This window comes from Sulfitobacter sp. HNIBRBA3233 (assembly GCF_040149665.1).
GTDB classification, from domain to species: domain Bacteria; phylum Pseudomonadota; class Alphaproteobacteria; order Rhodobacterales; family Rhodobacteraceae; genus Sulfitobacter; species Sulfitobacter marinivivus.
Genome location: NZ_JBEFLP010000001.1, coordinates 861,347 through 874,983, shown reverse-complemented (window position 1 = coordinate 874,983; position 13,637 = coordinate 861,347). Strand labels below are relative to the sequence as shown.

The following is a 13,637-nucleotide window of genomic DNA, read 5'->3' as shown; positions in this document are numbered from 1 at the left end:
TCCGCAATCCGGGCTCCTCGCTGCGCTGCGCGCGCTCCTCGCGAGGACGGCGGCCTAGCGTCCTTTGAAAAGGCCACCGAGAACACCGCGCACGATGCGCCGTCCGGTGGTGCCCTTGAGTTCCTTGATCACCATCTGGGTCAGCGCACCGCCGAGCCCTTCTTCGGCCGCGCCACGGGTTTTCCGCGCCGGTGCAGAACCCGAGGCCCCGCCCTTGCCCGCATAGCGGCGGGCCTTCTTGAACTCCCGTAGGCTGGGTGTGTCGGGCTCGGCTTCGGCGCGCGCGACGGCTTCTTCGGCCTGCTCTGCTTCGCGGGCCGCGTCCTCGGCCCGTTTTCGCAGAATCTCGAACGCGCTCTCGCGGTCCAGCAGGGTGTCGTATTTACCGGCCATGGGGGACGCGGACATGACCGCCGCCCGCTCTGCGTCGGTAATCGGGCCCAGTTGCGACGACGGCGGACGGATCAGCGTCCGCTCGACGATGCCCGGCACGCCCTTTCGTTGCAGCATGGAGGTGACCGCCTCGCCCACGCCGACTTCGCGGATCGCTTCCTCGGTGTCGAAGGCGGGGTTTTCGCGGTAGGTCTCTGCCGCCTGGCGCAATTCGTTGCGGTCCTTGGCGGTGAAGGCGCGCAGCGCGTGCTGGATGCGGTTGCCAAGCTGGCCGAGGATGTCTTCGGGCACGTCGGCGGGGTTTTGCGTGATGAAGTAGACGCCGACACCCTTCGACCGGATCAGCCGCGCAACCTGCTCGACCTTGTCGACCAGCGCCTTTGGCGCATCGTCGAACAGCAGGTGCGCTTCGTCGAAGAAAAACACCAGCTTGGGTTTTTCGGGGTCTCCGACCTCGGGCAGTTCCTCGAACAGTTCCGACAGCAGCCACAGCAGGAAGGTCGCGTAGAGCTTTGGCGCGCCCATCAGCTTGTCGGAGGCGAGGATGTTGACCATACCGCGACCCGTCGCATCCGTGCGCATCAGGTCCGACAGCGCCAGTGCCGGTTCGCCGAAGAGTTGCGCACCGCCCTGATTTTCCAGAACCAGAAGCCGTCTCTGGATCGCGCCGATGGACGCGCCGGACACGTTGCCGTAGCGCAGCGACAGGTCGCGCGCGTTCTCTCCGATCCAGACCAGAAGCGCCTGGAGGTCTTTGAGATCGAGCAGCGGCAATCCGTCCTCATCGGCGAGCCTGAAGGCGATGTTCAGGATGCCCTCCTGCGCTTCGGTCAGTTCCAGCAGTTGCGACAGCAGCAGCGGCCCCATTTCCGACACCGTGGTGCGGACCGGATGGCCCTGCGCGCCGAAGAGATCCCAGAAGGTGACCGGAAAGGCCGCGTAGGCATAATCGTCGAAGCCAATCGTCGCGGCACGGCCTGTAAAGGCATCGTGCAGCTTGTGCGCGGGATCGCCTGCTTTGGCCAGACCGCTCAGATCGCCTTTCACATCTGCCATGAAGACCGGCACGCCAGCCTGTGAGAATCCTTCGGCGAGGATTTGCAGTGTCACGGTCTTTCCCGTTCCGGTTGCGCCGGCGATCAGTCCGTGCCGGTTGGCGTATCCCAGCGAGAGAAACTGCTTCACGGCATAGTCGGGGCCACCGCCACCGACAAAGATATCACTGCTCACGAAGAGGTACTCCCGTATTGGTTGTGCAGCCCCCTCAGGGGCGCATTTCGCGTCCCGACAGAGCATACTAACTTAACCTTTCCGCGCCATAGTGAATTTGTTTCCGGTTCATATGTCCTTGGGCCGGAACACTTCCTCCCTGTCAGACTGGCCGTGCCTTCGGGCACGGCTTTTTTTTACCAACCAGTTAATTTCGCTCAGGTTTCGCCCTGTGAATTTAAGTGTTGACCGCTGACAGGAGGTTCAATAACGTGTCGTTACAAGTCGGCACAGTCCGACAGGGAGTTACAAAAATTCAAAAAAGAGGGCGAGGATCGCCCTCTTTTTTTATGCCGTTTTTCGACCGTTCTGATCGGCTTTCGGCGCGGTTTCGGGATGCGCAGAAAAACGCCGTTCCCCTCCGCCACGCCCCCCTGACATCCAACCACGACGATGATAGGAAAGCGAAAAGCAATCAAACCACGGATTTGACATGACCAGATTTCTGACTGCCTTCCCCCTTTGTGCGGCACTGGCGCTTGCGAGCCCGCTGTCGCTGGGAGCCCAGACGACCGAGGACACCGCGGCCGAAACCGCAACTCCGGCGCAGACCGATGATACCGCGCAGACAGGTGAAACCGCCCCTGCCGCGCAGTCCGTCGAGGAGCAGTTGAGCCTTGGCGAGGACGCCGATGCCGCAAGCCAGGTCGGCCAGCCCTACACGCGCGAGACAATCGGCGCGTGGGAAATGCGCTGCATCCGCGCCGAGGAAGGTGCCGAGGGCGAAGAGCCTTGCCAGATGTACCAGTTGCTGGATGACGGTCAGGGCGCCCCGGTTGCCGAAGTCTCGCTGTTCCGGCTTCCTGCCGGTGGCCGTGCCGTGGCCGGTGCCACGATCATCGTCCCGCTCGAGACCGCCCTGCCCCAACAGCTGACCATGACCATCGATGGCGGCAAGGCGCGCCGCTATCCCTATGCATTCTGCAACCCCGTCGGCTGCTACGTCCGTCTGGGTCTGACCGAAGCGGATGTCGCCGCGATGAAGCGCGGTCGCGAGGCGGTGCTGACGATCGTGCCCGCGCTTGCCCCCGACCAGGAAGTCAAACTGGCCTTATCGCTCGAAGGTTTCACCGCCTCCTACGACAAGGTTTCGGTCATCGACCAGTAACCGCAGCGCTTTGAGAGTTGCGAAAGCCGTCCCTTCGGGGGCGGCTTTTTGCTTTGGTAGGCGCCCGTGCCGACCAGACCGTATCGCGGGCGACCGCTGCCTGCCTAGATCGCGCGCAGGGCCAGAACCGCGTTCATCCCGCCGAAGGCAAAGGCATTCGATACTGCAACTTTCACCTTCGCCTCCCGCGCCTCGTTGGGCACCACGTCCAGCGCGCATTCGGGATCGGGTTCCTCGTAGCCGATGGTAGGTGCAATCACACCGTCGCGCAGTGCCATGATGCAGGCCAGAAGCTCTACCGCGCCGGTGCCGCCGATCAGATGGCCGTGCATGGATTTGGTCGAACTGATCATGAGCCGGTCGGCGTGGGGGCCGAAAACATCCGCCACGGCGGCGCATTCCGTCTTGTCATTGGCCGCCGTGCCGGTGCCATGGGCGTTGATATAACCCACCTCGGAGGCGTCGATCCGCCCGTCCGCCAGCGCGCCCGCCATCGCCCGCGCCGCGCCGCTTTTGGAGGGCATCACGATATCGCCCGCGTCGGATGACATCGCGAACCCCGCCACTTCGCACAGAATATCGGCCCCGCGGGCGCGCGCATGCTCATATTCCTCGAAGACGAAGATCCCCGCACCCTCGCCCTGCACCATGCCGTTGCGGTTGGCCGAAAACGGACGGCAGGCGTCGCGGGACATGACGCGCAGGCCCTCCCACGCCTTCACCCCGCCAAAGCAGAGCATCGATTCAGATCCGCCGGTGACCATTGCGGGCGCCATGCCCGAGCGGACCATGGCAAAGGCCTGCGCCATCGCATGGTTCGAAGAGGCGCAGGCCGTCGAGACGGTAAAGGACGGGCCCTTGAGGTTCCATTCCATGCTCACATGGCTCGCGGCAGCGTTGTTCATCAGCTTCGGCACCACGAAGGGATGCACGCGGTTCTTGCCCTCTTCGTAGACCGCGCGGTAATTGTCGTCCCATGTGCTGACGCCACCCCCCGCCGTGCCCAGAACAACACCGGACAGCGCGGCGGTTTCGCCGGTGAAGGTCAGGCCGGACTGTTCGATGGCTTCGCGCGCGGCGGCAAGCGTGAACTGCGTGAACCGGTCATAGAGCGATATCTGCTGGCGGTTGTAGCGGCCTTCGGCCTCGAACCCGCGCACCTGCCCGCCGATGCGGATTTGCAGCCGGTCCACATCGCGGATGTCGAGCGGGCCGATCCCGCACCTGCCCTCTCGCATCGCCTCAAGCGTGGCGGGAACGGAATGGCCCAACGCGTTGATCGTTCCGGCACCGGTGATGACAACCCGTTTCACGCGGCCTGCTCGGCCTTCAGGCGTTCGATCCCCGCCACGATTGTCGCGACCGACGAAATGTCGAAATCCGACTCTTCGGGCTGGTTGGCGTTGAACGGGACAGTGATGTCAAAGGCTTCCTCGATGGCGAAGATGCTTTCCACCAGACCCAGACTGTCGATGCCCAGATCCTCGGGCGTGCTCTGCAGGGTTACGTCCTCGGGCTCCAGCATTGCCTGCTCGGCGATGATCGCGATGACCTGATCCTTGATGCTCATCGTGGTGCACTCCTTCCTTCCGGCAGCCCTGATTTAGGAGCCCTTCTGCGATTTGAGAAGTGCTTCTTTCAGCTTTGCGACGTCGGCCATCAGACGTGGCAGACGGCGCAGCGCCTTGTAGCTTTCGACCTGCTTGTCCATTTGCGTGGCCGGATAGCCCAGCATCGTGCGCCCTGCGGGCACGTTCGACATCAGCTTTGTGCCGCCGCCCGCGATCACGCCGTCACCGACGAAGATATTGTCGCTGACGCCGCACTGGCCGCCCAGCACAACGTTGTCGCCGATGGTCGCCGACCCCGCGATGCCCACTTGACCGCAAATCAGGCTGTTGCGCCCGATCACGACGTTATGGCCAAGATGCACCTGATTATCGAGCTTGGTGCCATCCCCGATCACCGTGTCGCGGACAGTGCCGCAGTCGATGGTGGCACCCATTCCGATTTCGACATCATCTCCGATGGTCACCGCGCCGAGGCTGGCAATCCGTGTCCACGGCTGCGCTTGCGTGTCGCCCCTGTCACCGAGGGTTTCGCGCACAGCCTCGACGCCGCTTGGCTCTGCCGTGACAAAGGAAAAGCCGTCGCCGCCGATCCGTGCGCCCGGTTGCGCGATGAAGCCTGCGCCGATGGTCACGCGCGCGCCGATGCTGACCGCTTCGCGCAGAAAGGCATTCTGCCCCAGCGTGGCATCGCAGCCCACGAAACACTGCGGGCCGATGACCGAATTGTCCCCGATCCGCGCGCCTTTGGAGATCACAGCAAGCGGGCCGACACTGACATTCCGGCCCAGCCGCGCATCCGGATCGACAAAGGCGGAGGGGTGGATCCCCTCGCCAAAACCCTGACCGGGATCCATCATGGCCGTCAGGCCGGCCATGGCAAAGCGCGGGCGCGGCGCGATGATCGCAGCCTCCAGCCCGAACGACGCCCAATCGGCCCCTTCCCACAGCATGGCGGCGCGGGCGCGGCCAGCCGACAAAGCCTCGGCATATTTGGGATTCATTGCCAGCGCCATTTGCTCAGGGCCCGCCATCGCGGGTTCCGCGACGCCGGAGACAACCAGATCCACATCGCCGTGGGCCGAGGCCCCCAGCGCGGTAGCGATGCTTTGGATTGTGTGGCCCATATGCGCAACCCCTTTCAGGTTGCGCGAAGATTTACCCCTGAACGCCGGGCAGTTCCACCCCTGCCTTGCGCAGTGCCGCCCAGATCGCCGCATCCCGCCCATAGACGTCGCGACGGAAGTTCAGCTTGCCGCGCGCGTCCGTATAAGCGGTGCGGTAGATGATGTGCACCGGCACGGGGGTTTCGAGATTGACGCGGGTTTCCGCACCCCCCCGCAGCTTGCGCTGGAAAAACGCTTCGGGATCGGCCTCCTGTCTGCCCAGCAGGGCGTAGGCGAAATCGAACGGATCGTTCAGACGCACACAGCCGTGGCTGAAGGCGCGGACCTCACGGCTGAACAGCGACTTGGCGGGCGTGTCGTGCAGGTAGATGTTGTATTTGTTGGGGAACATGAATTTCACCAGCCCCAGCGCGTTCGACCGGCTGGGCGGCTGGCGCATCGAGAACGGGAAGGTGCGCGCGGTGTAGCCCGCGAAATTCGCCGCCGAGCGGTTCACCACGCGGCCGCGCCGGTCGGTGATCTGGATGTGGCTGACCGCATTGGGGTTGCGTTTCAGCGCGGGCAGATATTCGTTCACGACGATAGACCGCGGTACATACCAGCTGGGATTGATGACCATGTGATCCATCTCGTCCGAAAACTCCGGTGTCGGACGGTCCTCGCGATTGGCGCCGACAACCGAACGCGTCTCGAAGGTGATCTGGCCGTTGTCGACGATCTTGGCGGTGAAATCGGGGATGTTTACCAGAATGTGACGCTCGCCGCGCTTCTTGTGAAGCCAGCGCTCGCGCTCCATCGCCACGAGAACCGATTGCAGCCGCTTCTCGATGGGCTCGTTAAGCTCGCCGATGGTGCCCGTTCCGGCCACGCCGTCAATTTCCAGCCCGTGGGCGGCCTGAAACGCGCGCACCGCTTCAGACATGGCGCTGTCGTAGCTGCGCGCGTTCGAGCGGGGCAGATACCCCATGGTCATCAGCCGGTTGCGCAGCGCGATCACTGCGGGGCCGGTATCGCCCGGTTCCAGCTTGCTGGCGTTGACCGAAGGCCCCCAGCCGCCCTGCTCCATCTTCTCCTTCAGCAGCATCTTCTGCTTCATCAGGGCAGTATATTCGACCGTGCGTGGCGCAAGATCGCGCAGGTAGGATGCCGGCTGTGCGCGCAGCAAGCCCGCCAGCAACGTGGCAGGATCGGTATATTCGATCTCGCGCTTGATGCCGCTGACCACCCGCGACGGGACGAGCGCGCCGCTCTGGATATCGCGGGCATAGCGGAGGAACATCTGTGTCATCTCGACTTCGAGCGCGCCGAGGTCGCGGGGCGTGCGTGCGGTGGCCATCCGGCGCTCCAGCGCGTCCACATCGTAGCGCGCCACCGGCAGACCGTGATCGCCCGCCGAGCGCAACGCGGAAAGCAGTGCCGCCCGCCGTGCCATATGCGTGTCGTCCGCGCCGGTCCAGATCGCCTCAAAATTCTGGCCGCGATAGAAGGCGGCGATCGCATCATCGCGCGCGCCCGTCTCGGCGACCGCCTGTTTGAACGCCGTGACCTGCGCGCTTGCCACGCCCGGTGCAATCGCAAGCCCCACACCGACTGCCGCCCCTAGAATAGCCATTCGTCCGAGCCGTCTGGCTGTTTTTCCGTTGAGCATGGTCGTCCCCCGTTGCGCGCTTGTGCCTTGTCCAACTCTTCTTTGGCAATTGGGTTCCTGTCCAATCACAAAGCGATCAGCACGCGATCGCGCGATCGGAATGGTGCGCAAACGCAACCATTGGCCCTCGCAGAGCACGGGTTTGCCGGTGCATTTCCTCAAATGCGCAAAAAATTGCCTAAACTTGTCGGATGATGGAACCAAACCGATTCATCACTTGGTTCAAATTTTTTGCCATGTAATACACGAGGCGCATCTGGGGAGATGAAAATAAGATCCGTGTAACATCGCGGACACATTGGCAACTTCTACAGGTGTGCTCAAAATCGGGCAGAAAACGGGACAGACAGTATGACAGGCAAATCGACCGGCATGACACGCCGCGGCTTCATTGGCGCAGCGTTTGCAACCACAGCCGTTGCGGCGGCACCGACATACGCTAATGCAGCAGGTTTTCTGCGCGGCGCAGGCGACATTCGCCGGATCAAGATGTATTCGGGCCGCACCGGTGAACGGATCGACATGATCTACTGGGTCGAAGGTGAATACATCGGCGACGCCATCAACGAAGTGAACCACTTCATGCGCGACTGGCGCACCGACGATGTCTACAAGATGGACATCCGCAATTTCGACATCATGGCCGCCGCGCACAATCTGCTGGATGTGGACGAGCCCTACATGCTTCTGTCAGGCTACCGCAGCCCCAAGACGAACGCGATGCTGCGGTCGCGGTCTAGCGGTGTCGCAAAGAATTCCCTGCACATGCGCGGACAGGCTGCCGATCTTCGCCTGAATTCCCGCTCGGTCGGCCAGATCGCCAAAGCCGCTGCCGTCTGTCGTGGCGGTGGCGTCGGTCGCTACTCCGGTTCCAATTTCGTGCATATGGACTGCGGTGTGGTCCGCACCTGGGGGCGCTGAGCGCGCATTCCGATCCTGTCATGAAATCTTTTTGCGCCTCCCCTTCGGGAGGCGTTTTCGCTTGGGGGCGTGATCCTTCCGGTATCGCGGCTACAGGGCCGCCAAACCATACGGGCGTGTCCGGAACGATAGACGCAAGGCCCGCTTCAAAATCAAAAATGTTGACTTGTGGCGCCATAATCTGCCGACTGAAACTCCAGCGGAAGAGGAGGATTGGCCGATGGCTGCAAAGGATCAACTCGAACGGATTCCGATGCCCGACAAGAAACCTGTCGTCGGCAACATGCTTTCGGTCGACAAGGACAAACCTCTTCAAAGCCTGATGGATCTGACCCGCGATCTGGGGCCGATTTTCCGGATGGACATGATGGGGACGCCGCTGGTCGTGGTGTCGGGGCACGATCTGGTGGACGAGCTGTGCGAGGAAGCCCGATTTGACAAGGCGGTGCGCGGATCACTGCGGCGGGTGCGCGCGATCGGCGGTGACGGGCTGTTCACCGGCGACACGCAGGAAGAAAACTGGGGCAAGGCCCATAACATCCTGCTGCCCACCTTCAGCCGGCAGGCGATGAGCAACTATTTCCCGATGATGCTGGATGTGGCCGGGCAGCTTTGTCTGAAATGGGAGCGGCTCAACAGCGACGACGAAATCGACGTGATCCACGACATGACGGCGGTCGCGCTCGATACCATCGGCATCTGCGGCTTCAACTACCGCTTCAATTCATTCTACCGCGAGGGGTATCACCCCTTCATCAATGCGCTGACCAACACGCTTGAGACCTGCATGATGCAGCGCGGCCTGCCGTTCGAGCAGCAGATCCTGAAAAAGCGGCTCGACCGGATGCAGCGTGATGTCAGCTATATGAACAAGCTGGTCGATGACATCATCGCAGAGCGTCGCGGCAGCGCAAACAGGGCCGAAAACGATCTGCTGAACTACATGCTCGACGGTGTGGACAAGGTCACCGGCGAAAGCCTTTCCGACGAAAACATCCGCTACCAGATCAACACCTTCCTGATTGCGGGGCACGAAACCACGTCGGGGCTTTTGTCGTTCACCATGTATTTCCTGATGAACCACCCCGATGTGCTGGAGAAAGCCTACGCCGAGGTCGATCAAGTGCTGGGACGCGATATTTCCGTTCAACCGACGCTCAAGCAGGTCAACCAGCTGACCTATATCAACCAGATCCTGCTCGAGGCGCTGCGCCTCTGGCCGACCGCCCCCGCCTTTTCTGTCTATCCCTACAAGGACGAGGTGATCTGCGGGAAATTCAAGCTCAAGGAGCGGACCTTCACCACGGTGCTGTCGCTGATGCTGCACCGCGACAAATCCGTCTGGGGCGAGAATGCGGAGGAGTTCAACCCCGACAATTTCGACCGCGACGCGGTGGCCGCGCGACCGGTCAACGCCTACAAACCCTTCGGAAACGGCCAGCGCGCCTGCATCGGACGCCAGTTCGCGATGCAGGAGGCGGTTCTGGTCGTCGGCATGATCCTCCAGCGGTTCGAGCTGATCGACCACAGGAAGTGGCAGTTCAAGATCAAGGAAAGCATGTCGATCAAGCCGGATGGCCTGACGATGAAGGTAAAGCTGCGCCGGGACATCCAGCGCTCCAATCTGGTGCCGGGATCGTCCGTCGAAGCCGAGGCCGCGGCGGGCGGTTTGACCGATGCTGCCAAGCGCCCGAGCCACGGCACGCCCGCGCTGGTGCTTTATGGCTCCAACCTCGGCTCTACCGAGGAATACGCCCGCGATCTCGCGCGCACTGCCGATCTGAACGGATTTGACGTGACGCTGGCCGATCTGGACAGCTACACGGCAAAACTGCCGACCCAAGGCGCGGTTCTGATCGCCTGCGCCTCTTACAACGGGTCGCCGCCGGATAATGCGGCCAAATTCGTCGATTGGCTGCAAACGGCCGAGGACGGGGCCGCGAAGGGCGTGCAATACGCGGTTTTCGGCTGTGGCCACAGCGATTGGGCGGCGACATTTCAGGCCACGCCGCGCCTGATCGACGAAAGGCTCGAGCGTCTCGGTGCCACACGCATCACAGCGCGGGCCGAAGGCGATGCGCGCGACGACATCGACGAACAATTCGATGCTTGGGCGAGCGGTGTCTGGCCCGCCGTCGCCTCGGCGCTGGCGCTGGAGGTGGAGCTGACCGATGCGTCACAGGCCGCCCCGCTATACACCGTCGAAAGGCTGCCCGCGCGGCAGGTCAACCCGGTGGTCGATCTGGCTGGCGCCGCCCCTGCCCGCATCACCCAGAACCGCGAGTTGCAGGATACGCAGGCGTCCGGCCGGTCGACACGGCATATCGAGGTCGATCTGCCAGCCGGTGCCACCTACCGCACCGGCGATCATCTGAGCGTGGTGCCGGTCAACGCTGACAGCCTTGTGGGGCGGGTTCTGAAACGGTTCGATTTCGGCGCCGATGCGCAGATCCGCCTGACATCCGCCGCGGGCGAGCACAGCCAGCTTCCGCTGGATACCGCGTTGTCGGTCAAGACCGTGCTCTCGCAGATGCTCGAACTTCAGTCCGTCGCCTCGCGCCGCGATGTGGCAACACTGGCGCGCTACACCGACTGCCCCCATTCGGGGCCCAAGCTGGAGACGCTGGCCGGTGACGCCTACAAGACCGAGGTGCTTCAAAAGCGGCTGTCGGTGCTGGACCTGCTGGAGGAATTCGCCGCCTGCGAGTTGCCTTTCGGTGTGTTCCTCGAACTGATGCCGATGCTGACACCGCGCTACTATTCGATCTCCTCGGCGCCGGTGCCCGATGCCGGCAGCTGCTCGATTACCGTGGGTGTCGTAAACGAACCGGCGATTTCCGGGCGGGGACGGTTCGAGGGAGTCTGCTCGACCTATCTGGCCGGTCTGGCTGCGGGAGACGCGATCCATGTGGCCCTGCGGGGAACAGCGGACGACTTCCGCCTGCCGGACGATCCGACGACACCGATCATCATGATCGGCCCCGGCACAGGCATCGCCCCGTTTCGCGGATTTCTGGCCGAACGCACGGCGCTGAAAGACGCAGGGACAGACATCGGCCCTGCCCTTTTGTTCTTCGGCTGCCGTCATCCCGATCAGGATTTCATCTACCGCGAAGAGCTTGAGACCGCATCGGCCAAGGGCATTGCGGATCTTCACGTGGCGTTTTCGCGGGTGGAGAAAAAGAAGACCTATGTGCAGGATCTGATCCGCGACAACCGCGACGCCGTGTGGTCGCTGATCGACAAGGGCGCGCGCATCTACGTGTGTGGCGATGGCAGCCGGATGGAGCCGGACGTGCGCAGGGCGCTATCGCTGATCTATTCCGAGGAAATGGATGTGAATGCCGAAGCCGCCGATGCCTGGCTTGATCAGATGTCGGCGCAGGGGCGATACAACCTCGATGTCTGGGTCTCTGGATAAGACCAGCCGCCAGACGCAAAAAAGCCCGCCGGTTGGCGGGCTTTTCGCATCTGGGTCGCGTCAGGGCTCAGGCGGCCTTTTCGGACTTCCAGGCTTTTGTCGCTGTGTCGCGCAGGGCTGCACCGTTTTCCGTTGCAACGTCGCGAATGTATTCGAACGCGGCGCGGGCATTGCCGATCGAGCATGTGGACTGTTCGCGCACGTACTCGGTCTGGATTGTCACGGCTTCCTGAAGCGATTTCGCTTCGGCCAGCTTCTCGGCGGTCATGATGCCGCGGTTCACGTTGACGAATGCCGCTTCGGCAATGTTGCCGAGGATGTTGGTGTAGCCGCGGGCGGCACGGACCAGCATGTTCTCAAGGTCGGCGTTGTATTTCTTGGTTGTGACGAATGCGTCATCCGCACGCTCTTTGGCAGTCGCGGTCGAGCGTTTCACCAGCTCGCGCGCGCCTTCGGTGACGCGGTCGGCGATCTTTGTCTCGGTTGCGTCAACGGCTTCGGCCGCTTTTTCGGCTGCGGTTTTAGTCGCGTTTTCTGTCTTCTTGGTCATCGTGTTCATCCATTCTGTTCAAGCTATGGGTTGGTCCCGTTTGCTCTTCAACCCGGGATGAAAGGTATATGGGGCATCAAATGCTGCATTGCAACATTTCCCCATTGTGACGTTGGGTAAAAATTTCGAGCGTCGCCTAAATCGGCCATAAAGCCATAAAAATATGGCGTTATAGCGCATCCGCAGGCCGGAGAAAATCTTGTGCGGCGGCTTGGTGCCCTTGCCTTTAGCCACCTGCGCCCCGCTCGAAATGCTGCGATGCAGCACGTTGACCTTCGGCGGGGTGCTGCTACTGTCAGGCATCCCAGCAGAATTGAGAGTGCGCGTGCGACATCTGGACCCCACGGAGACCGAAAAGCTCAGGCAGCTTAACCGCATCAAGTTTCTGGCGACGGCGGTTTTGGTGGCCTGTTTCATCACGTTGATCATCACCAAGCTGCTGGAGCGTGAATATCCCGCCTTCGGCATCGTCGCGGCATTTGCCGAAGCGGCGACCATCGGCGGCATTGCGGATTGGTATGCGGTGGTGGCGCTGTTCAAGCGCCCGCTGAACCTGCCGATCCCGCATACGGCGATCATTCCCAACAACCAGCACCGCATCGCCGACAATCTGGGCCGGTTCATCAACACCAACTTCCTTGACCGCGAACAGGTCGCGCAGAAATTGCGCGAAATCGACTTTGCCGGAGAGATATCCCATTGGCTGTCGTCGCGGTCGCGCGCGCAGGGGCTGGCGCAATTCATCGTCCGTTTCGTGCCCCAATTCATCCAGTCGGTCGACGAGCGCGGACTGGTGCAGATCGCGACCCGCAAGGTCACCCAGCAGATCGGGCGCACGGATGTGGCCCCCCTTCTCAGCGGTGTGCTCGAGACCTTTACAAAGGACGGCCGTCACCAGCGCCTGCTGGACGATCTGCTGGACGCGCTGAGCAATTTCGTCAATCAGGTCGATACGGTCGCCATCATCCGCACAAAGATCAAGAGCGAGCTTCCGGTGCTTTTCAACGTGATCGGGGCCGACAGCCTGCTGCTGGAGCGGATTATCCGCAGCGCCACCGAACTTCTGGAAGAAGTACAGGCCGATAAGGACCACCCGCTGCGCCACGAATTCGAGGAATTCCTCGTCGACTATGTGGAGCGCACGCGACAGAGCAAGGGGTTTGCCGCGCAGGTCGAGCGCGTAAAGCAGCACATCCTTTCGCGGCCCGAGGTGAACGACGCCGCAGAGCAGTTCTGGGACGAGTTGAAGGCGTTTATCCTGCGCGATCTGGCCTCGGACGACAGCGTTCTGGTCGACCGGCTGGCCGAAATGCTGGTCGAGATCGGCGAAAGCCTGACCACCGAGCCCAAACTGCGCGAGGATATCAACACCGGAATGGTGACCGTCCTTTCGAACCTCGTGGAGGACCAGCGCGACGGTGTGGCGACCTATGTGGCCGATCAGGTGCGGTCATGGGACATGCAGCAATTGATCCGGCTGATCGAAGCCAACGTGGGGCAGGATTTGCAGTATATCCGCTTCAACGGGATGATCATCGGGGGCTGTGTGGGGGTCCTGCTTTATGCGGTGGAAACTCTTTTCTTGTGATGCGCATGTCCGCGCGACTAACATGACGGACCACTGACCGGACC

The 13,637-nt window shown here is 62.2% G+C and carries 10 protein-coding genes; 4 read left to right on the top strand and 6 right to left on the bottom strand.

Annotation, left to right across the window (positions count from 1 at the left end):
• Nucleotides 1-54: 54 nt before the first annotated feature.
• On the bottom strand, nucleotides 55-1,623 hold the full coding sequence (locus ABMC89_RS04125) for a helicase HerA-like domain-containing protein (RefSeq protein WP_349565474.1): 1,569 nt from the start codon (nucleotides 1,621-1,623) through the stop codon (nucleotides 55-57).
• A 472-nt stretch (nucleotides 1,624-2,095) separates the two neighbouring features.
• On the opposite strand from ABMC89_RS04125, the gene ABMC89_RS04120 reads away from it, so the two are divergent.
• Nucleotides 2,096-2,770, top strand: coding sequence for an invasion associated locus B family protein (locus ABMC89_RS04120; RefSeq protein WP_349565472.1), 675 nt, complete (start codon nucleotides 2,096-2,098; stop codon nucleotides 2,768-2,770).
• 104 nt (nucleotides 2,771-2,874) lie between these two features.
• On the opposite strand, the gene ABMC89_RS04115 is transcribed toward ABMC89_RS04120, so the two are convergent.
• The 4 genes from ABMC89_RS04115 to ABMC89_RS04100 are packed head-to-tail and all read right to left on the bottom strand — an operon-like array spanning nucleotide 2,875 to nucleotide 7,077.
• Nucleotides 2,875-4,083 carry a beta-ketoacyl-[acyl-carrier-protein] synthase family protein gene (locus ABMC89_RS04115; protein WP_349565470.1) on the bottom strand — a complete coding sequence of 403 codons (1,209 nt, stop codon included), beginning with the start codon at nucleotides 4,081-4,083 and terminating at the stop codon, nucleotides 2,875-2,877.
• Entirely contained in the window at nucleotides 4,080-4,340 is a 261-nt protein-coding gene (locus ABMC89_RS04110) for an acyl carrier protein (protein ID WP_349565468.1), read from the bottom strand. The genes ABMC89_RS04115 and ABMC89_RS04110 overlap by 4 nt, the downstream gene beginning before the upstream one ends.
• Before the next feature lie 33 nt (nucleotides 4,341-4,373).
• On the bottom strand, nucleotides 4,374-5,465 hold the full coding sequence (gene lpxD, locus ABMC89_RS04105) for a UDP-3-O-(3-hydroxymyristoyl)glucosamine N-acyltransferase (RefSeq protein ID WP_349565466.1): 1,092 nt from the start codon (nucleotides 5,463-5,465) through the stop codon (nucleotides 4,374-4,376).
• 31 nt (nucleotides 5,466-5,496) lie between these two features.
• Nucleotides 5,497-7,077 (bottom strand): L,D-transpeptidase family protein, encoded by a 1,581-nt coding sequence (locus ABMC89_RS04100; RefSeq protein WP_349565464.1) that lies wholly within the window; start codon nucleotides 7,075-7,077, stop codon nucleotides 5,497-5,499.
• Between the two features lie 387 nt (nucleotides 7,078-7,464).
• Between ABMC89_RS04100 and mepK the strand changes: the two genes are divergently transcribed.
• Nucleotides 7,465-8,034 (top strand): peptidoglycan L,D-endopeptidase MepK, encoded by a 570-nt coding sequence (gene mepK / locus ABMC89_RS04095; RefSeq protein WP_349565462.1) that lies wholly within the window; start codon nucleotides 7,465-7,467, stop codon nucleotides 8,032-8,034.
• Between the two features lie 220 nt (nucleotides 8,035-8,254).
• Nucleotides 8,255-11,455 carry a bifunctional cytochrome P450/NADPH--P450 reductase gene (locus ABMC89_RS04090; protein WP_349565460.1) on the top strand — a complete coding sequence of 1,067 codons (3,201 nt, stop codon included), beginning with the start codon at nucleotides 8,255-8,257 and terminating at the stop codon, nucleotides 11,453-11,455.
• A gap of 67 nt (nucleotides 11,456-11,522) precedes the next feature.
• On the opposite strand, the gene ABMC89_RS04085 is transcribed toward ABMC89_RS04090, so the two are convergent.
• The gene (locus tag ABMC89_RS04085; RefSeq protein ID WP_349565458.1) at nucleotides 11,523-12,005 is read right to left on the bottom strand and encodes a phasin family protein; all 483 of its coding nucleotides are present in this window, start codon (nucleotides 12,003-12,005) and stop codon (nucleotides 11,523-11,525) included.
• 325 nt (nucleotides 12,006-12,330) lie between these two features.
• Here ABMC89_RS04085 and ABMC89_RS04080 point away from each other — a divergent pair, with 325 nt between their 5' ends.
• Entirely contained in the window at nucleotides 12,331-13,593 is a 1,263-nt protein-coding gene (locus tag ABMC89_RS04080; protein WP_349565456.1) for a DUF445 domain-containing protein, read from the top strand.
• Nucleotides 13,594-13,637: the final 44 nt, after the last annotated feature.

Bases quoted from the DNA above. Each gene is read 5' to 3' on its own strand.
- ABMC89_RS04100 (WP_349565464.1), bottom strand. From the start codon at position 7,077: ATGGCTATTCTAGGGGCGGCAGTCGGTGTGGGGCTTGCGATTGCACCG.
- ABMC89_RS04110 (WP_349565468.1), bottom strand. From the start codon at position 4,340: ATGAGCATCAAGGATCAGGTCATCGCGATCATCGCCGAGCAGGCAATG.
- ABMC89_RS04090 (WP_349565460.1), top strand. From the start codon at position 8,255: ATGGCTGCAAAGGATCAACTCGAACGGATTCCGATGCCCGACAAGAAA.
- mepK (WP_349565462.1), top strand. From the start codon at position 7,465: ATGACAGGCAAATCGACCGGCATGACACGCCGCGGCTTCATTGGCGCA.
- lpxD (WP_349565466.1), bottom strand. From the start codon at position 5,465: ATGGGCCACACAATCCAAAGCATCGCTACCGCGCTGGGGGCCTCGGCC.
- ABMC89_RS04120 (WP_349565472.1), top strand. From the start codon at position 2,096: ATGACCAGATTTCTGACTGCCTTCCCCCTTTGTGCGGCACTGGCGCTT.
- ABMC89_RS04085 (WP_349565458.1), bottom strand. From the start codon at position 12,005: ATGACCAAGAAGACAGAAAACGCGACTAAAACCGCAGCCGAAAAAGCG.